Origin of the sequence: Corynebacterium tuberculostearicum (assembly GCF_030229345.1) — a bacterium.
GTDB lineage: Bacteria > Actinomycetota > Actinomycetes > Mycobacteriales > Mycobacteriaceae > Corynebacterium > Corynebacterium tuberculostearicum_G.
Genome location: NZ_JASPGP010000002.1, coordinates 1 through 24,732, shown reverse-complemented (window position 1 = coordinate 24,732; position 24,732 = coordinate 1). Strand labels below are relative to the sequence as shown.

Genomic DNA, 24,732 nt, shown 5'->3' with positions numbered 1-24,732 from the left:
GCCAGGAAATGGTCGACATATTAACCACGCAGCTTTCCAGTAGCGTCCTCGACGGCGTCGATAAGAGCGCCCTCCTTGACTAGGCGTACAGTCTCCTCGATTTCCGGCGACAGGTAGCGGTCGACGCCGGGGCCGTCCACAGTCTGGCGCAGCTTCTCAATCACCGCGCCGGTTCCCTTGGCCGGGGTGCCCTCGCGCATGTCGATGGCGCGGGCAGCGGTGAGGATTTCCACGGCCAGCACGCGCTGCAGGCCATCCACAGCCTTGCGCAGCTTGCGGGCGGCAGACCATCCCATAGACACATGGTCTTCCTGCATGGCCGAAGACGGAATGGAATCAGCCGAAGATGGGGTAGCCAGGCGCTTCATTTCGCTCACGATGCCGGCCTGGGCATACTGGGCGATCATGTGGCCGGAGTCGACACCGGGGTCGTCGGCAAGAAAGGCATTCAGCCCGCGGTTGCGCGCCGGGTCCAGAAAGCGGTCGGTGCGGCGCTCAGAAATGGAGGCCAAGTCCGCGGTGACAATAGCCAGGAAGTCGAGCGCATAGGCTACCGGTGCGCCGTGGAAATTGCCATTGGAGACCACGCGGCCGTCCTTGGTTACCACCGGGTTATCCACCGCTGCGGCGAGCTCGCGCTCGGCCACCTGGGTGGTGTGGGCCAGGGTATCGCGGAACCCGCCGGCAACCTGCGGGGCGCAGCGCACGGAGTACGCATCCTGCACCTGGTTCTTCTTGAACTCCTCGAGCGCAGCTTCCAAGATCTGTGATCCCTCGGCTACCTGGAGGATATTCGCCGCGGCATCGGCCTGGCCTGGGTGCGGGCGCAACTGCTGCAGGTCATCGGCAAAGACCACGAGAGTGCCGAGCAATCCTTCCACGGTCATGGCGGTGGCAATATCGGCGGTCTTGGCGGCCGCGCGCAGGTCAGTAATGGCCAGGCAGAGCTGGCCGAGCATGCCATCGGTGCCGTTGATAAGCGCGAGGCCTTCCTTCTCGCGCAGCTGCAGCGGCTCGATGCCGGCCGCGGTCAGGGCGTCGCCTGCGTCCTTGAGTTCGCCGTTGACGCGCACCTCGCCTTCTCCCAGCAGGGCGAGCGCGCAGTGAGCAAGCGGCGCCAAATCGCCGGAGCAGCCCAGCGAGCCGTACTCGCGTACCACTGGAACGATGCCAGCGTTCAGCGCCTTGGCGTAGGTTTCTACCACCACGGGGCGCACGCCGGTACGACCGGTACACAAGGTGGACAGGCGCAGCAGCATGAGCGCGCGGATGACCTCTTCTTCCACCTCTGGGCCGGTGCCCGCGGCATGCGAGCGCACTAAGGAAAGCTGCAGCTGGGCGCGCATCTCCTCCGGAATGTGGCGGCGGGCAAGCGCACCAAAGCCGGTAGAAATGCCATAGACCGGAGTGGGATCCTGTGCCAGTTCTTCCACGCGCTCGCGGGTCGCGGCTACCTCTTCGAGAGCCTCGGGCGCAATCTCCACCTTCGCCCCATAGCGGGCAACGGCAACGACGTCCTCGATGCGTAGCGCACCGACAGTGACGGTCACGGTGGATGGGTAGGCGTTAGGCATGGCAAAAACTCCTTGAAGTAGGGATTAATAATCAAAAATGTGTCGCGCGACAACCCAACGCGATAGATGTATGCTACATCATATTTTTGCCATGCGAGGGCTCGGTCGTTAATCTGCCGCCTTCTTGCCATAAATGCGACGCGAAAGTTCTGCAGCCAAGAGCGCCAGCCGGTCAACCACCACGGCTTCCCTGGCAAGGTTCTCCTCGTTGATGGAAAACGTGACCGCCAACGCCGCCGACGGCCGGGCGAGGTGATCCTTGACCGCCACCGCAACCGTGGCCTGCCCCTTAGATACCTCTTCCCTCTCCTCCGCCCAACCGCGCGCACGCAAGGTGCCCACCTGCTTTTTATACGGAGCGAAATAGGCAGATGCCCCCTTATCCGAAAATGCAGCGCGCACTTCACTCTCCGATTGAAAAGCCATCATGATCTTTCCGGAAGCAGTTTTATAGGCCGGCAATCGAACCCCCTTATCCGTCACCAGAGACACAGCGCCCGGCGCGCGAACCTCTTGCAGGTAGACAATTTCAGCACCAGACATGCGGGCGATGTGCCCGGAGCCAGCCACGAAAGTGGCAATGTCGCGCAGCTGGTTTGTCGCCAAGCGCACGAGGGGCTGCTGGGTCGAATAGGCCGAAGCCATGGAATATGCCGCGAGACCAAGTCCGTAGGTTTGATTTTCCTCAATATGCACTACGAATCCGGATTCCACCATTTCATTAAGCAAGTGATAGGTGGACGAGCGGGGAAGGTCCAGTTCAGAACGGATGCGACTGGCAGAGATTGGGACATCAATAGTGGAAAGCAGCCGCAAGATAGCGAGCACGTTTCTCGCCGCTGGAACATGAGATTTAGCCACGGTCACCCGCCTCCACTATGGAAATAACTATTACTGTACAGAAATAAATTACTCCTTAACGGTCTCATATACAAGACTTTCCGCCCGATTCGACTAGTGCTTTCCCATTCCGCTCACCGTAGTCTATCTCACACAGAGTGTTACAGATTACATTCTGGCACCGAATGTGTGTTGCCTAACTTATTGGATTGGAGAACCCTATGCCCGGCCGCTACCCAGACGGAGACTTTTACGGATTCGAGCAGGACCTACCCGCGGAAGAACTTGAGATTCTCCACAAGGTCCGCGATTGGACCCACGACAAGGTTCGCCCCATCGCCACCGACTATTGGAATCGCTGCGAATTCCCCCACGAGCTACTTCCCTCTATCCAAGAACTCGACATCATCAGCTTGGTTCGCCACCAGGGCCGCTCCCATCTGCTGGCTGGCCTAGTCACGGCGGAAATTCACCGTGCCGATGCCTCCGTCGGAACGTTTTTCAGTGGCCAGGATGGTCTGTTCACGGGATCCATTGAGCTGCTCGCCTCCGAGGAGCAAAAGGAGCGGTGGCTCCCAGACATCTACGCGGTAAAGAAGACCGGCGTCTTCGCAATCACCGAGCCGGATGCCGGTTCCGACGTCGCGCAAGATATGTCCACCACCGCTACGAAGGTTGACGGCGGGTGGATCCTCAACGGTGCGAAACGCTGGATTGGTAACGCCACTTGGTCCGATTACGTCGTCGTTTGGGCTCGTGACCCTGAAGACAACCACGTCAAGGGGTTCCTCGTCGATACCTCCTGGGAAGGCTACAAAGCCACCCTCATGCAAAACCGCATTGCGCTTCGCGCCGTGCAAAATGCCGATATCACGCTTAACGACGTCTTTGTTCCAGATGATTACAAGCTGGCCCACGCCAATACTTTTAAAGACACCAACAAGGTGTTGAAGTCCGCTCGCTCCACAGTGGGCTGGCAAGCAGTAGGACTGCAAATGGGCGTACTGGATACTGCTTTGGACTACACCGGCAAGCGCAATCAATTTGGAAAGCCGCTGGCTAGCTTCCAGATTAACCAGTCCAAACTTTCCACCATTTTGGGCAACCTCATCGCTTCCGAATCCATGATGGCGGCCCTTACTCGCTTGGAAGCCCGGGGAGAGACCCGCGGCGAGCACTCTGCACTAGCTAAGGCACACGTATCCAAGTTGATGCGCGAGTCCGCCGCACTTGGCCGCGAACTCCTCGGCGGAAACGGCATCATTTCTGACTACACCGCCGCCAAGCACTTCTGCGATGCCGAAGCAATCTACTCCTACGAAGGCACCTTCGATATCAACCAACTCGTTGCTGCCCGTTCCATCACCGGCATTTCCGCCTTTGTCTAAACCACTTCCCTGGAAAGGAGCTCCCCCATGGTCGATACCGGACACCCACACTCCCTCGAAGGCCTGCGCGTGCTGGATATGTCACGCGTGCTGGCAGGTCCCTTTTGCTCGATGATTCTGGCTGACTTAGGGGCCGAGGTCATCAAAATCGAAACCCCCTGGGGTGATGACTCCCGCAATTTTGGCCCAGATTTCAAAGGTGACTCCGCCTACTACCGGCTATTTAACCGGTCTAAGAAAGGCATCACCTTGAACCTCAAAGAAGAGGCAGACTTGAACACGTTGCGCGAGTTGGTGCAGCGTGCCGACGTACTGGTAGAAAACTTCCGGCCCGGCGTAATGGAAAAACTGGGCATTTCTCCAGAATCCCTTATGGAACTCAACCCGCAGCTCATCGTCACCAGCATCAGTGGCTTTGGTCAAACCGGATCGATGAGCAAGGCACCAGCCTACGATCTCGTCGCCCAGGCTATGAGCGGCATCATGTCCATTACCGGCTGGCCAGGCGGGCGCCCCACCCGTGTAGGCATCAGTCTGGGAGATCTGATCCCCGGACTCTATGGTGCTATCGGCACGCTCGGCGCCTTGCAGGAGCGCCATCGCACCGGCCATGGACAGCATGTTGACGTCGCCATGTTTGATTCCTTGGTGTCCATCCTGGAATCGGTGGCCATGCGAGACCTGTACGAAGAAGAGGTACCCACGGCCGTTGGCAGTGACCACGCCATGACTGTTCCCTTCAGTACTTACCGTGTGGATGACGGTGAGGTGGTCATCGCCATCTTGAATGAGAAGCTCTTCGGCTGCCTCACGCGTGCCTTGGGCTTGGAGTACATGGTTGACGATCCGCGGTACAACTCCAACGCTGCCCGCAAGGAGCGCCGCGAGGAAGTCCGCTCCATTATCGAGGACGCCCTGCGGGGCAAGACCGTCGAGCAAGCGCTCGCCCTCTTCCAAGAACACGGGGTTCCCACCGCGCCGGTCCATTCCGTTGACGAAGCCCTGCACGGAGACGTAGGCACTGAACGCGAAGTTCTCTTTACCGAATCCGATGGATTTACTACCTTAAGCTCTCCCCTGCGTCTGACTGGCTCCCGCCAGCCGGAGCCAGCACCGCGCCTAGGAGAGCACAACGCGCATATCCCCGAATGGCTCGCTGAGCCGGTGCGCGGATGATTCTGAAATGGAAACACCATGACTGACACCACAAATCCTCGCACTAAAACCTCCACCCCTCCAGTGAAAAACACCTGGCGATTCTTTGTATATAGCGGACTCGGCATCTTTGCCTTCTTCGTCCCCTTTCCCTTCGGCGGAGAAAACACCATCCTGTTAGATCACCTGGTGGGTTGGATTTCTGACACCCTAGGTAGCGGCTCCAAGTACGTAGTGCTGCTGCTCATCGTTGCCGGTGCCATCGCCCCATTTGCCACGGGCACATGGAAGTCCTCTGCCGCACGCATGGTCTTCGCGTTCTTGAATATCTTGGCGGTGGTCATCACGGCCATGCTGGTGTTTAATTTCGGCCCCGCCTTCGTCTTTGAAGAAGACCTCGGTCCATTTCTCCTCAATAAACTAGTCATCCCCGTAGGCCTCTTAATCCCTGTGGGTGCCATTTTCCTCGCACTACTGGTTGGATTCGGCCTCATGGAGTACATGGGCGTGTGGGTCCAGCCCATCATGCGGCCGCTGTACAAAACGCCCGGGCGCTCAGCTATTGATGCAGTGGCCTCCTTCGTCGGCAGCTACTCGCTAGGCCTGCTGGTAACCAACCGCGTGTATAAGGCCGGTGGATATACCGGGAAAGAAGCGGCCATCATCGCTGCTGGATTTTCTACCGCCTCCGCCACATTCATGGTGGTCATCGCCCGCGCCCTTGACCTTATGAGTGTGTGGGGAATGTATTTCGGAGCCACCCTTATCGTCACCTTCCTGGTGACGGTAATAATGGTGCGCATTCCACCCATCGCTACCATCCCGGAGGATTACTACCCCGGCGCGGAACCCAACCCGGAATCCGAGGTCAATGACAGCCGTGCGCACACTGCCTGGGAAGAAGCAAAGGCAGTTCTCCGTGATTCGCCACCGCTCTGGAAGGTACTGTGGCACAACTTCCGCGATGGTCTGTTCATGACCATGCAGGTTCTACCAGGCATCATGTCCGTGGGCTTCCTTGGTTTGGTAGTGGCCTTCTACACCCCGTTCTTTACGTATTTTGGCTACCTTTTCTACCCAGTGCTGTGGATCTTGGGAGTACCGGATCCAGGCCTTGGCTCCGAAGCCCTCGCCATTGGCCTATCTGAGCTCTTCCTACCAGCCACCTTGGTTGCCGGCGCGGAATCCGATGTCCTGAGGCTTATTATCGCCATGGTGTCAGTCTCCCAGATATTCTTCTTCTCCTCTATGGTGCCTTCCGTGCTGGCCACGGACATTCCACTGAGCATTAAGAACATCATCATAATCTGGTTCGAACGCGTCATTTTGTCCACCATCATCGCCGCACCGTTTGCCTACGGCATCGCTGCGCTGATGTAACTCGCCGCCTAACATCGATAACCATGAACACCGAAAAAGCTGAACTTTTCACCCCCGCCCCCGAATGGTCCGGTCGCTCCGATGGCCCAGGCCCAGAGCATGCCCGCTGGCATAGCGTTATCAATCAGTCCACCGACTCCCCCGCCCCGGTAACCCTCCTGGGCTTTGCCTCCGATGAGGGCGTGCTGCGCAATGGCGGCCGCCAGGGTGCAGCCGCAGGCCCGGCCGCGCTGCGAGCTGCCCTAGGTTCCTTGGCAGTCCACCATAAGCATGCGCTTGCCGACGCCGGCACGATCACCACCCAGGCCGACGACCTCGACGGCGCCCACGATGCTCTTTCCGATAAAGTGCAGGAACTCGTCGAGGCCGGCACCCTCCCCATCATCCTCGGCGGCGGGCACGAGACCGCTTTCGGCTCGCACCGCGGCCTCTACCGTGCGGTAGGCGCCACCAAAATCATCAACCTAGACGCCCACTTCGATCTGCGCCGCGCTGATCAAGCCACCTCCGGCACCCCGTTCAAGCAGATTTCGGAGCTCACCGATGACTTCGACTACACCGTGCTGGGCATATCCCGCCCCAATAACACCGCAGTGCTTTTCGACGAAGCCGAATCCCTCGGCGTGGCCATCACCCTAGACGAAGAGCTGGTCAACCTCTCCCCGGCCGAATGCGGCGAGCTTGCCGCCCGCGCTACCAAGGGCAAGGACAAGGTCCACCTGTCCATCGACCTCGACGTTTTGCCAGCGTCCACCGCGCCGGGCGTATCCGCCCCGGCGTCGCTGGGCGTCAGCTACGAGCGCATCCGCGCCATGGCCGTAGCTATTGCGCGAACGGGCAAGCTGGCCCTGGTGGACGTCGTCGAGCTCAACCCCACCTTTGACATAGATAACCGCACCGCCAAAGCAGCGGCGCGGTTAATCGATGACATCGTCACGGCCCACCTCGGGGCCTAGCTCCTACCTCAAAACAGCAGGTGGGCAATCGGCGTGGCGATGAGGATGGTCAGCGCCACGCGCTCAAACCAGATGATGACCAGGTGGGTGAGCTTCACCGGAATCTTGGTAGCCAGGATGCACGGCACCAGCGCGGAGAAAAAGATGATGGCGGAGACTGCCACCACGCCGATGACGAACTTGAGCACCATGTTGTCGCTGTCTGCCACCGCGGTGGCGGGCAGGAACATCTCCGCAATACCCATGGCAGCGCCCTTGCCGGCTTGGACCGGTTCCGGCAGCTGCACTACCCACGCGAATGGGTAAAACAGGTAGCCAATCCACTCGAAAATGGGCGTAAAGCGCGCGAGCAGTAGGCCGATAAGGCCCACCGACATGATGGAAGGCACGATGGCCGCCGCCATGCGCACGCCATCGCGCAGGTTCTCCCAGATGGACTCCCACAAGGACGGCGCGCGCTGCAGTGCCAGCATTGCTTCGCGCCACGCGTTCTTGATGCGCGAGCCCTCCACCGGCTTTTCCGGGTCTGGGTGTGCTTCTGCACAGTACTCATCCGGAATGGTGCGCAGCGGCGGAATGCGCACGGTAATGGCCGTCACCACAAAGGTCACGATGAGCGTGACAATGAAGTAGGTGCCCCAGATTTTCATCAGGTCCAGCTGCTTGGCCACAATGACCATGAAGGCCGCAGAGACCGTCGAAAAGCCGGTGGCAATAATGGCCGCCTCGCGCCCGGTATAGCCGCCCTTTTGGTAGACGCGGTCGGTCACCAAAATGCCCAGCGAGTACGAGCCCACGAACGAGGCCACCGCGTCAATGGCGGAGCGCCCCGGCGTCTTCCACAGCGGCCGCATGATGGGCTGCATGAGCACGCCAACAAATTCCAGCAGGCCAAAGCCAATGAGAAACGCCAGGAACGCACCACCGATAGGCACGATGAGGCCTACCGGAATCGCGATGGAGTTCCACAGGAACGGCACCAGGTCTTCATCGCCCAATACCCACGGCAGCGCATCGATGACCATGAGGAAGGAGACCACCGCGCCCACAATGTTGAGCACTGCAAAGACTGCCTGCAGCGCGCTTTCCTTAAACGCCCCGGTGGTAAAGCTGCGCACCGTGCCATAGACCGCAAGCGCAAAGATAATCCACGGCACCGCCGCTGGAATCCCCTCGCGCACCATGGTGACCATGTGGTCCAAAGGAATGGAGCGCTTATCCTGGTACGTCACCGGCAGGAAGAATACGAACGCGCCGATGGCGCTATATAAAAAGAGTTTCCACCGTCCCCCAGGCTGCGGGATCTCCCCGTCATGGCTCTGGTGAGAGGTATAGACAGATTCGGTAGAAGTCACAGTAAAACCGTCCCCTCAAGCTTGCATACAAAAATCAAGCCCGCGTGACAGCCTTACGCGAACATTGGGGATATGTTATCTAAGTAACAGCTCACTGTCTAGATGTTTCCGAGATCCAAGGCACAATGGAGTTATGTCTAACCCCATACGCGTCGTTGGCGCCGTCTTCCACGACGGCGAGCGGTTCCTCGCCTGCCGCAAGAAACCAGGCAAACCACTGGAAGGCCATTGGGAATTTCCGGGTGGAAAGATCGAGCCTGGCGAAACCCCTGAGCAAGCTCTAGCTCGTGAAATTCGCGAGGAGCTCAACCTCATCGCCGAGGTCGGCCAGAAAGTGACGACAACAACCTATGAGTACGAATTTGCGACCATTGAGCTAACCACTTTCTATTGCACGCTTGTCGACGGCGACCTACGCCTGACCGATCACGACGCTACAAAATGGGTTACCTCCACAGAGGCCGCGCACCTGGCGTGGGCTCCCGCAGATATCCCAGCAGTAGAAGCTATTGCTTCTAGTCACAGCTAAGGAAAGAAAGAGTCTTCCTTTCGTATTTGCCTTCTGCCAGCATGCGGCGGATATCCTCCGCCAAACGCACTACCAATTGCGGATCGGATTCCGCCAATGCTGCGATTTCCTGCGTTGCCTTTCCTCCGTTGGTCGTTTGTCCTTCATAAGAGGGGCGCGCCGAGTAGAGATCAAAGTATTTTCGGCTCACGCCATTGACATTCCTAAATTTAGGACCTGGCTGGAATTCGTCTCCATACATGACTCCCCTGGCCAGAAGGTTGGAAACCCGAGATATTTCCTCCTTAGGTCCTGTAGCCGGCCATCCTAAACGGATTCCAATTTCGGCGACCAAAAGAATCTCATCACGTAGCCATTTTGGACTTCTCAATCCGATCTCCAATCGACAGGGATATTGGTCTAGGCTGCAGGGATTGATCTTCTTAATTGAGATCAAAGAACTCTAGTGAATGCCATGCCTCAAAATCACTGAAGGGCAACACCGCCTGGAGAAAAATTACTTCGCCAATCCTTGAATCAGCCAATTTGCATTCCGAAGCCTTTAGAATTTGGTCATTATGAGTGCTAACCCTGACTCTTCCCTACCTTTCGGCGTTTACGAGACCCCTATTACGGCCCGAATCCGTGAACGCATGAACGAAACGTTAAGCCAACATCCTGCTGCAGGATTCGGTATTGGAAGAAGCTCCGATGAAGAAGCTCATGGCCGCTATACCTCGGCGGTTTCACAACACATTGGTTCACTTCTAGAGCGACGGCTATACGGTTTAAAGTCACCCGAAGACCGGGTTGCCCTAATCAACAACATCGCGCTTCTACTGGGTGAAGATGAAGAGATTGATTCCGAAGAACTCCTCTACGCCGTATACAACTCCGGGTTGGCAGAGCCTCCTCTGCTTCCGGATGTTTCACTCACCAAGAGTGCACTATTCACCAATGCCCAGGGAGAATCTAGTTTAACCAGCGAAATCGAGAGAGAAATTAAAACTGCTGATTCGGTTGATTTGCTCTGTGCGTTCATCAAGAACTCCGGCATCAGCGTTCTTGATAGACAACTCGAGTACCTTCGCGATAACGAGATCCCTTTCCGGCTACTCACTTCTACCTACTGCGGTGCGTCCGACGCAGCTGCGCTCGAGCGATTGGTTGAAAAGTATCAGGCCGAAGTAAAGATTTGCTATGAGCACAAATCCACTCGCCTTCATGCCAAAGCTTGGCTATTCCGCCGAAAGTCCGGATTCGATACTGCCTTTATCGGCAGTTCCAACCTTTCCCGATCTGCTCTCGTCGATGGTTGGGAGTGGAATGTCCGCGGGTCCAATACCGCGACTCCTGAAGTAATCGATAAGTTCATCAAGACTTTCGATAGCTACTGGCACGACAGTCATTTCAAGACCTTCGACCCAAATCGCGACATGGAGAGACTCGAGCGGTCTCTTCGCGTTGCCAAGGGTGGCGAAAACTCCGGAGCACTTCGCCAACTGGAGTTATCTGGCCTTGAGGTAACTCCTTACCCCTACCAAGAAGAAATGCTCGAAGCGCTACGCTCAGAGCGTGAGGTAAAAGATCGGCATAGGAACCTCCTGGTTGCTGCTACAGGAACAGGAAAGACAGTAGTTGCCGCATTGGATTACCGGAACCTATGCGAACAATGGAAGCGACGCCCTCGGCTGCTTTTCGTTGCACACCGGAAAGAAATTCTTCAACAAGCCCGCCGGACATTCCAGGAAGTGCTTAAAGACGCGGACTTTGGCGAGCTGCTAGTCGACGGCGCTCAGCCTCGCCGCTGGGACTATGTGTTCGCCAGCGTGCAATCTCTCAGCGCTTCCCGTTTACAAAACCTAAATAGCAAGCATTTTGATGCCGTAGTAATCGACGAGTTTCATCACGCACAAGCCCCCACTTATAAAGCACTTTTGGACCACCTCCAGCCACAAGAGCTCCTGGGTTTAACGGCAACACCAGAACGTGGTGATGGCGAAAACGTCCAGAAATACTTTGACTATCGCGTAGCACATGAACTGCGTTTGTGGGATGCCTTGCGTCTACAGCTCTTAGTCCCTATGCATTACTACGGGATTGCCGATGGAACGGACCTTTCCTCATTGACTTGGAGCCGAGGAAAAAAGGACTACAACACCGAAGAGCTCTCCGAGTTTTACATCAAAGCGGGAGAAAAGCGCACCCGCTTCATTGTTAACGAGCTAAACCGGCGCATCTTCGACCTCTCAGATATGAAGGCTATCGGGTTTTGCGTCACGATTGCTCACGCAGAATATATGGCGCAGCAGTTCCAGCAATTCGGAATCCCAGCACGAGCGGTAACAAGCAATCTCACAGCCACCGAGCGCGCTCAGGCCATTAAAGATCTGGAGACTGGCGACGTCAGAGTCCTGTTCTCTGTAGATATATTTAATGAGGGTGTTGATATTCCTGCTGTAAACACCCTTCTTTTGCTCCGCCCGACACAAAGCCCTGTGGTCTTTCTACAACAACTGGGTCGTGGTCTTCGTCTTTCGCCGGGCAAGGACTCCTGTGTCATTCTCGATTTCATTGGACAGCAGCACGTCGATTTTGATTTTGAGAGAAAGTTCCATGCCTTAACCCGGAAGCGGGGCAAGCGCTTAGCTGAAGAAATTGAGCAGGGCTTCCCCACCACCCCACCGGGTTCGCATATCCAGTTCGACCAAACGACGACCGAGCAGGTTCTTCGAAACGTCAAGAAGGTCTCACGGAATTCCTTACGCAAAGTGCGTGCATTGCTCTCTGAGATTCGAACCACGAATCTCAAAGAGTTCCTTGAGGATTCGAACCTGCAATTAGAGGATATCTACCGGCCATCCAAATATTCATGGACCCGGCTACTTCGAGAAGAAGGGCTACTACAGCAAAACACGGATGAGACCGAATCGTTTTTGCTTAACCGAATTCGGGTCTTCCTTCACGTCAACGATCCACACCGAATCGATGCCTATCTGCGTATCCTTTCCTCCTCAAATCTTCGCTACTCCGACATGGGGCCATCCGACCAGGCCTTCACCCGAATGCTCGTACTCGGATTCTGGGCGAACTCAAATTCTCCGCACCCTGGTTCCTATGACGCCGCCCTGACGATTTTGCGCCAGCATCCACAAGTTGCTTGGGAGTTGGAGCAGGTTATGCAACTGAGCAGTGACTCCTCGCGCATCGTTCCACAGCATAGCGATAGTTCAGTTTTGGAAACGCATGCGGATTACTCGTTGGCCGAGCTTATTGGTGCTTTAGAGTCGGGAAGCCTTCAGCAGCTTGTAAACCTGCCACGCGAAGGTGTGAAATATTTTCCCGATATCAACACTGATCTTTTCTTGGTGACGTTTCAAAAGGACGAGCAAGTCAGTGCCTCCACGAATTACCGAGACTATCCAATATCACCCGACCTTTTGCACTGGGAATCTCAATCAACAACAACTTTGAAATCGAAGGCGGCTAGGCGATACATCGGCCATCGGGAACGTGAAGGAAAAATACTTATTGCCTCGCGCTTTACTAAGAAGAACGAAGTCGGGACAGCGAGCGCATATACCTACCTCGGGGCAGTGGATTATGTTTCCCACCATGGGGAAAAGCCAATTCAATTTGAGTGGAAGCTCCAGAGGTCAATGCCCAAGGCTCTTTATGCTGCAGGAAGAACGGTGGCTTAAATCTCCGCTCGAGGAATTGAATTCCTCGTTTTCCTGATACTAAGCAACACTCTCCCTATAGTGATTAGAAACACAATCAATCGAGAGGGTGCTATGAGCCAGACCAGCGAATCGAATTCCGCCCGGCCTGCAGGGGGCAAGCACGACACAGAATCAACCGACCAGACAAAAGTGAAATGGACCCTGGTTGGTCCGGGGCTAGTTGCGGCAGCAACAGGCGTCGGCGCAGCAGACCTAGTTGCCACCATGATTGCCGGTCAACGCTTTGGCTACGCACTCCTTTGGGCGGTCATTATCGGAACAATTATGAAAATTGTGCTGGTGGAAGGCGTCGGTCGGTATAGCCTTGCTACCGGAAACACGATGTTCCATGGCTGGCGCGAGTTGGGACGGTGGACTTCCTGGTATTTCGCCCCTTATATCGTGATTTGGGGTCTTGTCTACGGTGCCGCATCGATGTCCGGCGCTGGTCTCGCCCTTAGCGCTCTTTTCCCAGGTACCAGCCTAGAAATGTGGGCAATTATTGCCGGAATATCCTGCTTCACTCTAACCTGGCTTGGGCGATATCAGCTTTTCGAGAAGCTATCAGCCATCTTGGTCGGAATCATGTTTGTCACTGTGGTGGGTATCGCAGCCATTACGGCCCCGAACCTTCCCGAAGTCATCGGCGGTTTGGTACCGCAGATTCCGGATGGCTCCTTCGTCTATGTGTTGTCCATCGCCGGCGGAGTGGGCGGCACAATCACGCTTGCCGCTTATGGCTACTGGCTGCGAGAAAAGGAATGGTACACACCGAAATGGATGCAGGTCATGCGCATGGACAATGCGGTGGCTTACGCAGTCACCGGTATTTTTGTCTTGGCCACACTGGCGCTGGGCGCTGAACTCCTCTACAGCGCCAACGTCGCGGTCTCTGATAATGACCAGGGCCTCGTCGATATGGCGGACGTTCTCGAGGACCGCTACGGAACGTTCATGTCTAAGTTGTTCATCGTCGGGTTCTTCTCCGCCGCGTTCTCTTCCTGCCTTGGTGTGTGGAACGGTGTATCCCTGATGTTTGCTGACTACATCGGTCACCTCAAAAAGATTCCGCAAGGCGATCCCCGAACCAGCACTGGTGGAAAGTACTACCGCGCTTACCTCATCTGGCTGACCTTCCCACCAATGCTGCTTTTGCTCCTTGGAAAGCCAACCGGACTCATCATCGCCTACGGCGTCCTGGGCGCATTGTTTATGCCGTTCTTAGGCCTTACGCTTTTGGTCCTGCTGAATACCAAACACACCCCAAAGCAATGGAGAAACGGTTGGATCGTCAACACCTTGATGGCGGTAATCTCCGTTGCCTTCGTATACCTATGTGTTTCCCAATTGGGTGAAATTCTCTAGCCGAGAATAAGTGCCTACTCCCCCTGCGGCACTCGCTTCGGTTTATTCCCCACCCCGGCGTGCGGGTCGCGGCCGAATGCCCAGGCAATGATGCCGATGAAGGCGATGGCACCGCAGACGGTGAAGGCGAGGGGGAAGCCGGAGGCGTCGGCAAGCAGGCCGATGAGCATGGGGCCCAAGATTTGGCCGAAGTCTCCTGCCATCTGGAAGGTGGATAGCACCTTGCCGCCGGAGCGGTCATTGCCCACGATGTCGCCCACCGCGGCCTGCTGGGAGGGGTTGATTAGCCCGGAAGAGGCGCCGGCAAAAGCAGAGACGAGCAGGAGGAACCACACGCTGGTGGCCATGCCCATGAGCACCATAAAGATGGCGGAGCCAAGAAGGCCGATGAGGATAAGTGGTTTGCGGCCGTGGATATCGGACCACTTGCCGGAGAACTGCAACACGATGGCGTTGCCGGCCGCAAAGACTGCGAGCGCCAGGCCGGAGGCGGCCGCGCCATTGTGGAAGATGGAGGCGGCAAAAAGCGGCAGGACGGATACGCGCACGCCCATGTTGATCCAGCTATGGGCAAAGTTGGAGGTCAGCACCGCGCGATAGGCGGTATCGCCCCAGGCCTCCTGCAGGCGCATGGGTGGCAGCTTATCCTGGCTGGCTTGTTTGTGGTTAACGCGGGGCATTTGCCACCAGACGACGAACGCGGCCAGCGCCACGCCCACTCCGTAGATGAAAAATGGCCAGCGGAACCCCAGGAAGGACAAGCTGGCACCAAGAACGGGGCCGGCGACGTTACCGAGCAAGAAGGCCGTGGCATAGGTGGCAGAGCACTTGCCGCGAATCGTCGGCGGGGACATACGCACGATAAGACCCATGGCCGAGACGGTGAACATGGTCGAGCCAATGCCGGCCAGGGCGCGCAGGGCCACGATGTGCCAGTAGCTTTGCGCAATGGAGACTAGGCCCGTGGTCACCGCGACTGTCATGAGTCCGATGAGATAGACGCGGCGCGAGCCGACGCGATCCTCAAGCGATCCGGACATGGGCGCGAAGATAAGGCGCGAGGCGGCGAAGATGGAGACCACAAGGCCCGCGGCAGCCATGGAGACATCGAAGCTCACCACGAACTGCGGAAGCAGCGGGGCGATGAGGCCGTAGCCCAAAGCGATAATAAAGGCGGCCGTAACCATGACCCAGATTTCGCGCGGAATCTTGGGCGCTTCCTCGTGTTCTACTTCCCCACTGCGTGTATTCATCATATCGGCTGCAACTCTAATCCTTGGCGTCAGGGAAAGCCATTTGCGACTTATGTTCGAACATTTGTTTGTTTTTGGTGGGGTTGTGTCCGCGTTGGGTTCTAGTGTGATGGCCATGCACAACGTACAAAAGAAGTTTCCCCAGCCCACCGCGATGAACCTGCCTCAGTCCGCTTCCGAGATTGCGGCGGACTTGCTCTACCACGAATATGACACCATCAATTCCATCGCCGCCATCATGCACCACCCGCGCTCCCTGGCGCGCCCTACTCCCACCTGGCGCCCACCGATAAAGCAACTGCCGACGCCCGCCGGTGGACCGGGCGGAGAGTATTGCATGAGCATTACCCGCCACCGCGTGGGCGCGCGCGTGAAGGCCCGCGTGCGCGGCTTTGGGCAAGACCGCATTCCGGCCTATCTGATTACCATCCGCATTACCGAGAACTTTGGTCAGCCGGTAGAGCCTGCTGTGGCCGAGGGCTGGATACGCACGCTCGTGCCGGCAGAGATGGTGGGTGCAGTCCACGAGGTCTCCCGTGGCCCGAATGCCACTTATGTGTGGCTCGTGGATAGCTCCTATCAGCCGGTCCACTCCCCCGAGTCACTCTTCGCCGGCTTCAGCCAAGCCGCCTAGGCGGTCGCTCGCTGTTGTGTTGACTGCGCAGATGCGTCTGACTCTGTATGCGGGTCAGGCGCATGCAGCACCTTCTTCATCACCTCGTGGTTGAAGGTCACCGTGTAGTGCCGGGCGATTGCCTTAGGCATAAAGCGCAGGACCAAGCATGCGATGAGGACGGTAAAGACCTTATCCAGAATGTCCGAGGTAAGGCCCTGCAAGATGATGGCCAGGCGCTCGTCTTGGAAGATCATCTCGTAGAACTTGGTGAGGTTTTGTGGCCCCTTGCGCGGGCGACCGCTGAAGGAAAAGATGAGCACGTACACGCTCATCACGCCGGAGCCGATGCCCATTCCGAGGCCGGAGAAAATGATCCACGACAGCTTGTTGAATACCCCGCGGCGAGCCAGCAGGCCTACTGCGGCGCCGATAAAGATACCTACGGGCGCAAAGGCGAGATCATAGGCAAAGTACACTCCACCCAATACGGTGGTGGTAAGCCCCGTGGCCATGCCGAGCACGGGACCCGCGATGATGGCGACGATGGCGGTGCCGACAGCATCGAAGAACATCGGCACCTGCGTGCGCACCGTCAACGAGCCCAACAGCAGGTTGATGGAGGCGCCAAAGATCGGATACAGGAGGATGCAGTTAGGCACCAGCCCATGCTGCGAGGTATATAGCAGCACCGCGGCCACTAGGAGGAGGCCCCAGACGCTGGAGGTCAGGTAGGACTCGAAAGTCACATTTACCGTGGAGTACACCCCAAAGACCGTGCAAAACCACGCGGCGAGTGAGAGTGCCACGGCGACTACAACAAGGACGTAGCGCTACGTGGTATCGCGGGTCATCGCCATGGTCTTCTCCTCCTCACAAGGCTAGGTTTAGGGCGGATTTCCAGCTGCAGGCTGGGAATGTCCTAAAGCCTAATTGGCGGCGCGCGAAAGTAGCAACACAAAAGGGCCCCTAAAACGGGAAAGGCCCAGCCCGGCCGCGGAAGGCGGCGGGGCTGGGCTATGGGGAGGTCGGGATTACTTTTCGTCGGCCTCGGGGGCGTCGGATTCGTCGTCCAGGTCGGCATCGTCGCCGTCGAAGAAGTCCTCGTCTTCGTCCTCGTCGTCTGCACCGAAGATGTCGTAGACGTCAGGTTCTTCGTAGTCTTCGTCATCGAAGGAGACGAGCTGTGCTTCCCAGTCCAGGGCCTGCTCAGAGACGAGGCCTAGGACATCGAAGAGGCGATCAAAGTCGGTGTAGGTGCCAAGCTCAAGGGCCTCGGCGGGAACCTCCACGATGGGAACGTCATCGAACTCGGCGTTATCAAAGAGGGCGAGGCGGTCAGCCTCGTCGAGGTCCTCATCCTCTTCGTCCACTTCCCAGGCGAGGGCGACTGCCTCATCCTCCATGTCATCGAGATCGTCTTCGTCGAAATCGAAGGCAAGGAAGCGCACGATGGCGGACGGGACACCGTCGATGGTTTCCACGAGCACGCGCAGCTCCGAGTCATTGGCCACTTCGGCCACGACGAGGTGCGGGTTGAGCTCATCTTGGGCAAATTCCAGTTCCGCGATGCGCTCATCGGTGCCCTCCAGCAGGTCCCGCAGAACGGTGACCACCTGGTCGGTAGCGATGTGGCGGGACACCGCCTCCACGGCATCGTCTACAGAGAAGGCGACGGAGACGAGGACTGCCTCAAATTCCTCATCGTCTTCATCGACATCCGCCGCGGCAATGTAGACGTTCGCGGCGGGAAGAAGCGGATCGATTTCAATAAATTGGATTTCCAGATCAGAGGTGATTGGAACGAACATGACGTCATCGTTGACGCGGGACTCGATGCCCTCGGCATCCAATGCAGAAGCAATATCTTCGAAAAAGCTCATGGTGGTTTAAAATCCATCCTTCGGAAGCAGAGGTTCCCACGGTAGGCAAGCCGCCGCCCGCGGTCACTGTGGAGTCTACCGTTATTCCCACCCGGATGGTTGGAAGCCCAAAGATCTCACCAGCTCCGGGCGCCCACTTCCCCACTCCAACATGTGGTATCCCTCCCAGGCTTGCCGCTTGAGCTCGTGCGGGGCGTGCTCAATATAGGCCTCGGCATCGAAGATCATGGTGGCGCGCTGAGTGGACCCGTAGCGCGGCCAACTCATCTCCGGGCGGCCGCCATGGATGAAGGCAGACCAGTGTTGCTGCATGGTGGCGGTAAGTTCCTCCATCTCCGCGCGCGAGCCCCAGTTGGTAAGGAAGGACGCACGCGAAGAGTAGGGGTCACCGAAGACATTGCCGAGCTCCATCGAATGCATGGCGCCCAGGCCCAGCCACTTGAGCACTGCAGAGGCGAAGTCGAAGCGATACATCCACGTTGGCGCCGCCTGCGCATGCGCGGTAGCGATGCGGGTGGAGGGTGCCCAAAAGAGGGCGTCGGCAAGCAGGTGCGCAAAGTCCTCCCGGGCTACCGCGCCGTCATAGGCGGCAACGACCTCGGGGGCGTGCTGGGGATCGAAGGAAGCCAGAAGGCGCAAGGCGGCGCGCTCGCGGGAGCTTTGGCGCTGGAAGAGGAATTTGCCAAAGCTAGCCTCGTCCGAGTTCGTGCCGATGAGCAGCGGAATCTGGTGCTGGTGCCCGTTTTCGAAGGCGGCGATGGGGTGTTCCGGAATGAGCTCATCATCCACCGTGGGTGCGTAGCAGGAATTGAGGTGAATGAGCTCGCCGGCCCGCCACATCATGGATTGGCCCGAGCGCACCAAATCGGCATAGTTTTCCTGGCGCAGGTCCTCCACCGAGGTACGCCGGGGCAAGGCCATGCGGTGGACCAGCTCGCGCGCCCACAAGGTGGACTGGGCGCGGGAATGGATCATGGCAATCGGCGGGGACTGGGCAATGGCGCGGTGGAAGAGGCCCTCCGCGGCCGGGCTCGCCATGAGGGTGAGCACCGCCGCGCCACCGGCCGATTCGCCCATGAGGGTGACGGAATCAGGATCGCCGCCAAAGGCCGCGATATTGTCGCGCACCCACTGCAGCGCCAGGATCTGATCGGCCACCGCCGGGTTAGCGCTGCAGTCCCCGCCCAGGCTGCGCAGATCCAAGTAGCCCAGGGAATTGAGGCGGAAGTTAATGGATACGTAGACCACGTCCATGCGGGTGGCCAGCTCAAAGCCGCGGAGCATGAGCATATGGGACGAGCCCATAATGAAGCTGCCACCGTGCAGGTAGACCACCACGGGAAGCTTCTCTTCAGTGCGCGGGCGCACGATGTCCAAGTGCAGGCAGTCCTCGGAGCCGATAATGCGGTCGGTCCAGGAATACGTAGGCTGCGGGGCCGGCGGGCCGAATTGGCTGCAATCGCGCACCCCCTCCCAGGCCGGTGCGGGCTGCGGGGCGCGGAAGCGGTTGTCCCCGGCGGTGGTATCACCAAACGGGATACCCCGCCAGGTAAGCACCGGCCCGGCGCTAATGGGGCGATCGGTGCGCAGGTCTTCCTCTATAACGCCGCGCACCCACCCGGAGGTAGTGCGCACGGTGAGCTCATCTGCCAGGGCGTTTTGGGCCTCTTCGTGCGCGCGGCGGGCGCGTTCGTGCGCTTGTTTCGCTTTAAGGCGCGCCGCCGCGGAAGACTCCTCCAGAGGGAAACCCTCGGAGTCGCGGTTGTTCTCGTGCGGCGTAACCATACCCACTAGCTTAGGTCGCTTGCACGCCCTCGGCGATCTCATTACGGCGCGGCGGCGCATTAATAGAGCCTTTACTATGCTGGGCGCAGATAAGTTTTAGCGAAAGAGAAGGACACATGGGCTTATTTACTAAAGACAAAAAGGACAACTCCACCGAGGTCGACACCGTCGATACCTATGACATCGATCCGGAAGATACCAACCGCTTTACCTCTGCCCTGCTCAATTCCCTGGACCGCGCAGTGGCCGTACAGTCCGGTGTCATCATCAAGTACGTCGAGAACTTAAAGAAGCGCAATAAGGACGCGAGCCCGCAGCAGCTGCAGGAGCTCATTGACAAACACTTCCTCAATATCACCTCCGGCACGGGTGCGGCCGCGGGCGCTTCCGCTGCCATCCCAGGTGTTGGCTTGGTAACCGGCGCAGCTACCATCGCCGGCGAATCCGTGGTCTTTTTGGAGGCGACCGCGTGGTACATCTTGGCTTCGGCCTACCTGCATGGCGATGACATCAAGTCCCCCGAGCGCCGCCGCGCCCTTGTACTTTTGGTGCTGACCGGTTCGAAGGGCTCCGCTTTGGTGGATACCTTTGTGGGTGATCTCAATAGCGTGGCGGGCATGCGCTCGGCCGCTAGCCTGTCCCGTTTCTCCGGCCCGACGCTGTCTGGAATCAACGGCCGCCTGACCAAGCTTTTTACCAAGCAGATCACCAAGCGCCTGGAGTGGGCGTGGATCAGCAAGCTCATGCCCATGGGCATCGGCGCCGTGCTCGGCACTACCGCCAACCGCAAGCTGGCCAAGCAGGTCATCGAGCACGCCAGCGAGCAGCTTTCTCCCCTCACCCAAGCCTAGGGGTAGCCGGGAACCGATAAGTGGGGCAATTGATACCCCTAACATAGTGAGTTTAGGGGTATGACCCGTATCATGTAGGCAGACTCTTTGGCGAGTGACGCATGCGCTCGTGCAAAGGCCGCACTAAAGTCGAATAAACGACCATTTTAAAGCAGAGAAATGAGGCGAATACCTGCCGTGAGCACATCGAATATCTTCGGCCCCAATGCGTGGCTGATAGACGAGCAGTTCCAGCAGTACTCCAAGGACCCTAGCTCCGTAGATAAGGAGTGGCGCGACTACTTCGAAGCAAACGGCGCGCCCAAGTCTGAGGCACCTGCCAAGGAAGCCCCGAAGAAGCCGTCTAAGCCTGCCGCGAAGAAGACTGAGGGTACGACTACCGCCCGCAAGCAGGAGGCCCGCGAGACCAACGTGGATAAGTCCGTGGCCAAGGCGCAGGAAAAGTCCGCTAAGGCCAAGCAGTCCGTGAAGAAGTCCGAGTCCCCGCTCGACCGCATCGAAGACTACAAGGGCGGCGAGGAGCACCAGCTCAAGGGCATGTTCAAGGCCATTGCGAAGAACATGGAGGAATCCCTGGAGATTCCTACCGCTACCACCGTGCGCGATATGCCGGTCAAGCTCATGTGGGAAAACCGCTCCATGATCAATGACCACCTCAAGCGCACTCGCGGTGGCAAGATCTCCTTTACCCACATCATCGGCTACGCCATGGTTAAGGCCGTACAGCTGCACCCTGACATGAACGTGCGCTACGAGGAAAAGGATGGCAAGCCTTATGTCATCCAGCCGGAGCACATTAACCTGGGTCTGGCCATTGACCTGCCGCAGAAGGATGGCTCCCGCGCGTTGGTCGTCGCCGCCATCAAGGAGTGCGAGACCAAGTCCTTCTCCGAGTTTGTTGAGGCCTACGAGGACATCGTTACCCGTTCTCGCAAGAACAAGCTCACCATGGATGACTTCTCTGGTGTGACCATTAACCTCACCAACCCAGGCGGCATCGGCACCCGCCACTCCATCGCCCGCCTGACTAAGGGCGCCGGCTCCATCATCGGCGTGGGCTCTATGGATTACCCGGCCGAGTTCGCTGGCGCTTCCGCGGACCGCTTGGCAGACCTGGGCGTCGGCCGCCTGGTTACCCTGACCTCCACCTATGACCACCGCGTCATCCAGGGTGCAGAGTCCGGCGAGTTCTTGCGCACCATTGGCCAGCTGCTTGTCGACGGCGCCTTTTGGGACGACCTCTTCTCCTCCATGGGCGTGCCTTATGAGCCGTTCCGTTGGGCACAGGACGTGCCGAACTCCGGCGTGGACAAGAACACCCGCGTCATGCAGCTCATCGAGTCCTACCGCTCCCGCGGCCACCTGCTGGCCGATACCAACCCGCTGGGCTGGGTACAGCCGGGCCTGCCTAACCCGGACCACCGCGACCTCGACATCGCGACCCACGGCCTGACCATCTGGGACTTGGACCGCACCTTCAACGTCGGTGGCTTTGGCGGCAAGGAGCAGATGACCCTGCGCGAGGTGCTGTCTCGCCTGCGCGCCGCCTACACCCTGAAGGTCGGCTCCGAATACACCCACATCCTGGACCGCGATGAGCGCGGCTGGCTGCAGGACCGCTTGGAGGCGGGTATGCCGAAGCCGACCAACGCGGAGCAGAAGTACATCCTGCAGAAGGTCAATGCCGCCGAAGCATTCGAGAACTTCCTGCAGACCAAGTACGTGGGCCAGAAGCGCTTCTCCCTCGAGGGCGCCGAGACCCTCATCCCGCTGCTGGATTCCATCATCGATACCGCCGCCGGCCAGGATCTGGACGAGGTCGTCATCGGCATGCCGCACCGCGGCCGCCTGAACGTCCTGTTCAATATCGTGGGCAAGCCACTGGCCGATATCTTCGGCGAGTTCGACGGCAACTACAAGGGCGGCCAGCTCGGCGGCTCCGGTGACGTGAAGTACCACTTGGGCTCCGAGGGCCACCACCTGCAGATGTTTGGCGATGGCGAAATCAAGGTCACCCTCGCCGCCAACCCATCCCACCTCGAGGCCGTCGATCCGGTCATGGAGGGCATCGCCCGCGCTAAGCAGGACATCTTGGACAAGGGCCCAGAGGGCCACACCGTTGTTCCAGTCATGCTCCATGGTGATGCTTCCTTCACCGGCCTGGGCATTGTTCAGGAGACCATCAACCTGTCCCAGCTGCGCGGTTACACCAACGGCGGCACCGTCCACATCGTGGTCAACAACCAGGTGGGCTTCACCACCACCCCGGACTCCGGTCGCTCTACCCACTACGCCACCGACCTGGCCAAGGGCTTCGACTGCCCGGTCTTCCACGTCAACGGCGATGACCCAGAGGCAGTTGTCTGGGTTGGTCAGATGGCAGCAGAGTACCGCCGCCAGTTTGGCAAGGACGTCTTCATTGACCTGATGGTCTACCGCCTGCGCGGTCACAACGAGGCCGATGACCCATCCATGACTCAGCCGGAGCTCTACTCCGTCATCGACGAGCACAAGGCAGTGCGCGAGCACTACACCAACGACCTCATCGGCCGTGGTGACCTTTCCGCTGAGGATGCCGAGGCAGCCGCACGCGACTTCCACGACCAGATGGAATCCGTCTTTGCTGAGCACAAGGAAGCCGGCAAGGCTCGCCCGAAGGAGCAGACCGGCATCACCTCCTCCCAGGAGCTCACCCGCGGCCTGGATACCTCCATCACCGCCGAGGAACTCGCCGAGCTGGGCGCCGCTTATGGCAACCCACCAGAGGACTTCGAGTACCACAAGCGCGTGGGCAAGGTAGCCAAGGAGCGCGAGAAGTCCTCCCGTGAGGGCGGCATCGACTGGGGCTGGGGCGAGCTCATCGCCTTCGGTTCCCTGGCCGGCGAGGGCAAGGTTGTCCGCCTGGCTGGTGAGGATTCCCGCCGCGGTACCTTCACCCAGCGCCACGCCGTCACCTTCGACCCGCGCAACGGCAACGAGTACAACCCGATGCACGCTATCGCCACCTCCAAGGGCAACGGCGGCAAGTTCATGGTTTATAACTCCGCGCTGACCGAGTTCGCCGGCATGGGCTTCGAATATGGCTACACCGTGGGCAACCCAGACGCCCTCGTGGCATGGGAGGCACAGTTCGGTGACTTCGCCAACGGCGCCCAGACCATCATCGACGAGTACATCTCCTCCGGTGAGGCCAAGTGGGGCCAGCTGTCCAGCCTGGTGCTCCTCCTACCACACGGCTACGAGGGCCAGGGCCCGGACCACTCCTCCGCCCGCATCGAGCGCTACCTGCAGCTGTGCGCTGAGGGTTCCATGACCGTGGCTCAGCCTTCCACCCCGGCTAACCACTTCCACCTGCTGCGCCGCCAGGCACTCGGTGAGATGAAGCGCCCGCTGGTCGTCTTCACCCCGAAGTCCATGCTGCGCAACAAGGCGGCCACCTCCGCCGTGGAAGACTTCACCGAGGTCAAGCGCTTCCAGTCCGTTATCAACGACCCGAACTTCGTTGACGTCAACGGCAAGAAGGTCGGCGATACCGACAAGGTCAAGACCATCATGCTGGTCTCCGGCAAGCTGTACTGGGATCTGGAGAAGAAGCGCGAGGCCGATGGCCGCGATGACATCGCCATCGTCCGCGTGGAAATGCTCCACCCGATTCCGTTCAACCGCCTGCGCGAGGCATTCGAGGCTTACCCGAATGCCACCCAGGTTCGCTTCGTTCAGGACGAGCCGGCCAACCAGGGCCCATGGCCGTTCTACAACGAGCACCTGCGCACCCTGATTCCGGATATGCCGGAGTTGGTTCGCGTTTCCCGCCGTGCTCAGTCCTCGACTGCCACCGGTAACGCCAAGGTGCACCAGATTGAGCAGAAGAATCTGCTGGAAGAGGCCTTCGATATCTAGTCGCCTCTACCCCGTTTAAACCCCAGTGAGGACCTCCTCACTGGGGTTTATTCATGCCGACACCAGCATGGCGGATTCTAGTGGTCGTGGAAACACTTCTTATGTTTCGGTTGAGTTTATCAGTGCGGCCATTTTCTCGGCTGGTGTTTGAAAGCCCAGGGTTTTGCGGGGGCGGCGGTTGAGTTGCATGGCGACGAATTCTAG

At 58.5% G+C, this 24,732-nt stretch carries 18 protein-coding genes; 10 read left to right on the top strand and 8 right to left on the bottom strand.

Annotation, left to right across the window (positions count from 1 at the left end; genetic code table 11):
• Positions 1-20: 20 nt before the first annotated feature.
• Together hutH and QP884_RS01690 are read right to left on the bottom strand one after the other, a co-directional pair.
• Positions 21-1,574: a histidine ammonia-lyase gene (gene hutH, locus QP884_RS01695; RefSeq protein ID WP_284820386.1), complete on the bottom strand. Its 1,554-nt coding sequence runs from the start codon at positions 1,572-1,574 to the stop codon at positions 21-23.
• Positions 1,575-1,682: 108 nt separating this feature from the next.
• Positions 1,683-2,435, bottom strand: coding sequence for an IclR family transcriptional regulator (locus tag QP884_RS01690; RefSeq protein ID WP_284820385.1), 753 nt, complete (start codon positions 2,433-2,435; stop codon positions 1,683-1,685).
• Between the two features lie 200 nt (positions 2,436-2,635).
• Between QP884_RS01690 and QP884_RS01685 the strand changes: the two genes are divergently transcribed.
• Genes QP884_RS01685 through hutG form a run of 4 tightly spaced genes read left to right on the top strand, consistent with a single transcriptional unit; the run spans position 2,636 to position 7,293 of the window.
• Positions 2,636-3,802 (top strand): acyl-CoA dehydrogenase family protein, encoded by a 1,167-nt coding sequence (locus QP884_RS01685; RefSeq protein ID WP_284820383.1) that lies wholly within the window; start codon positions 2,636-2,638, stop codon positions 3,800-3,802.
• A gap of 27 nt (positions 3,803-3,829) precedes the next feature.
• Entirely contained in the window at positions 3,830-4,978 is a 1,149-nt protein-coding gene (locus tag QP884_RS01680; protein ID WP_284820381.1) for a CaiB/BaiF CoA transferase family protein, read from the top strand.
• 18 nt (positions 4,979-4,996) lie between these two features.
• A complete protein-coding gene (locus QP884_RS01675) occupies positions 4,997-6,337 on the top strand; it encodes a YjiH family protein (RefSeq protein WP_284820378.1) in 1,341 nt (446 codons plus the stop codon).
• Positions 6,338-6,360: 23 nt separating this feature from the next.
• Positions 6,361-7,293, top strand: a complete 933-nt coding sequence (hutG, locus tag QP884_RS01670; protein ID WP_284820377.1) for a formimidoylglutamase — start codon at positions 6,361-6,363, stop codon at positions 7,291-7,293.
• Between the two features lie 8 nt (positions 7,294-7,301).
• Here the strand turns inward: hutG and QP884_RS01665 are convergent, their stop codons facing one another.
• Positions 7,302-8,648: a YjiH family protein gene (locus QP884_RS01665; RefSeq protein WP_284820376.1), complete on the bottom strand. Its 1,347-nt coding sequence runs from the start codon at positions 8,646-8,648 to the stop codon at positions 7,302-7,304.
• A gap of 133 nt (positions 8,649-8,781) precedes the next feature.
• Between QP884_RS01665 and QP884_RS01660 the strand changes: the two genes are divergently transcribed.
• The gene (locus QP884_RS01660) at positions 8,782-9,177 is read left to right on the top strand and encodes a (deoxy)nucleoside triphosphate pyrophosphohydrolase (protein WP_005323485.1); all 396 of its coding nucleotides are present in this window, start codon (positions 8,782-8,784) and stop codon (positions 9,175-9,177) included.
• Here the strand turns inward: QP884_RS01660 and QP884_RS01655 are convergent.
• Positions 9,164-9,367: a hypothetical protein gene (locus tag QP884_RS01655; RefSeq protein WP_005323488.1), complete on the bottom strand. Its 204-nt coding sequence runs from the start codon at positions 9,365-9,367 to the stop codon at positions 9,164-9,166. The genes QP884_RS01660 and QP884_RS01655 overlap by 14 nt on opposite strands.
• Positions 9,368-9,734: 367 nt before the next feature.
• Between QP884_RS01655 and QP884_RS01650 the strand changes: the two genes are divergently transcribed.
• On the top strand, positions 9,735-12,857 hold the full coding sequence (locus QP884_RS01650) for a DEAD/DEAH box helicase (protein ID WP_284820375.1): 3,123 nt from the start codon (positions 9,735-9,737) through the stop codon (positions 12,855-12,857).
• Positions 12,858-12,950: 93 nt separating this feature from the next.
• Complete coding sequence (locus QP884_RS01645) at positions 12,951-14,243, top strand: Nramp family divalent metal transporter (protein WP_284820374.1); 1,293 nt, start codon at positions 12,951-12,953, stop codon at positions 14,241-14,243.
• Between the two features lie 14 nt (positions 14,244-14,257).
• Here the strand turns inward: QP884_RS01645 and QP884_RS01640 are convergent, their stop codons facing one another.
• Positions 14,258-15,499 carry an MFS transporter gene (locus QP884_RS01640; protein WP_284820373.1) on the bottom strand — a complete coding sequence of 414 codons (1,242 nt, stop codon included), beginning with the start codon at positions 15,497-15,499 and terminating at the stop codon, positions 14,258-14,260.
• Positions 15,500-15,611: 112 nt separating this feature from the next.
• Here QP884_RS01640 and QP884_RS01635 point away from each other — a divergent pair, with 112 nt between their 5' ends.
• Positions 15,612-16,130 carry a hypothetical protein gene (locus tag QP884_RS01635; protein WP_284820372.1) on the top strand — a complete coding sequence of 173 codons (519 nt, stop codon included), beginning with the start codon at positions 15,612-15,614 and terminating at the stop codon, positions 16,128-16,130.
• Here QP884_RS01635 and QP884_RS01630 read toward each other — a convergent pair.
• The 3 genes from QP884_RS01630 to QP884_RS01620 form a co-directional block, all read right to left on the bottom strand.
• Positions 16,127-16,918 (bottom strand): hypothetical protein, encoded by a 792-nt coding sequence (locus QP884_RS01630; RefSeq protein WP_284820370.1) that lies wholly within the window; start codon positions 16,916-16,918, stop codon positions 16,127-16,129. The genes QP884_RS01635 and QP884_RS01630 overlap by 4 nt on opposite strands.
• Before the next feature lie 225 nt (positions 16,919-17,143).
• Positions 17,144-17,992 carry a DNA primase gene (locus tag QP884_RS01625; RefSeq protein ID WP_284820368.1) on the bottom strand — a complete coding sequence of 283 codons (849 nt, stop codon included), beginning with the start codon at positions 17,990-17,992 and terminating at the stop codon, positions 17,144-17,146.
• Positions 17,993-18,073: 81 nt separating this feature from the next.
• The gene (locus QP884_RS01620) at positions 18,074-19,777 is read right to left on the bottom strand and encodes a carboxylesterase/lipase family protein (RefSeq protein WP_284820367.1); all 1,704 of its coding nucleotides are present in this window, start codon (positions 19,775-19,777) and stop codon (positions 18,074-18,076) included.
• A 116-nt stretch (positions 19,778-19,893) separates the two neighbouring features.
• On the opposite strand from QP884_RS01620, the gene QP884_RS01615 reads away from it, so the two are divergent.
• Both QP884_RS01615 and QP884_RS01610 read left to right on the top strand, forming a co-directional pair.
• Positions 19,894-20,628, top strand: coding sequence for a hypothetical protein (locus tag QP884_RS01615; RefSeq protein ID WP_250410284.1), 735 nt, complete (start codon positions 19,894-19,896; stop codon positions 20,626-20,628).
• 177 nt (positions 20,629-20,805) lie between these two features.
• Entirely contained in the window at positions 20,806-24,528 is a 3,723-nt protein-coding gene (locus QP884_RS01610) for a multifunctional oxoglutarate decarboxylase/oxoglutarate dehydrogenase thiamine pyrophosphate-binding subunit/dihydrolipoyllysine-residue succinyltransferase subunit (protein ID WP_408932828.1), read from the top strand.
• The last annotated feature ends 204 nt before the right edge of the window (positions 24,529-24,732 follow it).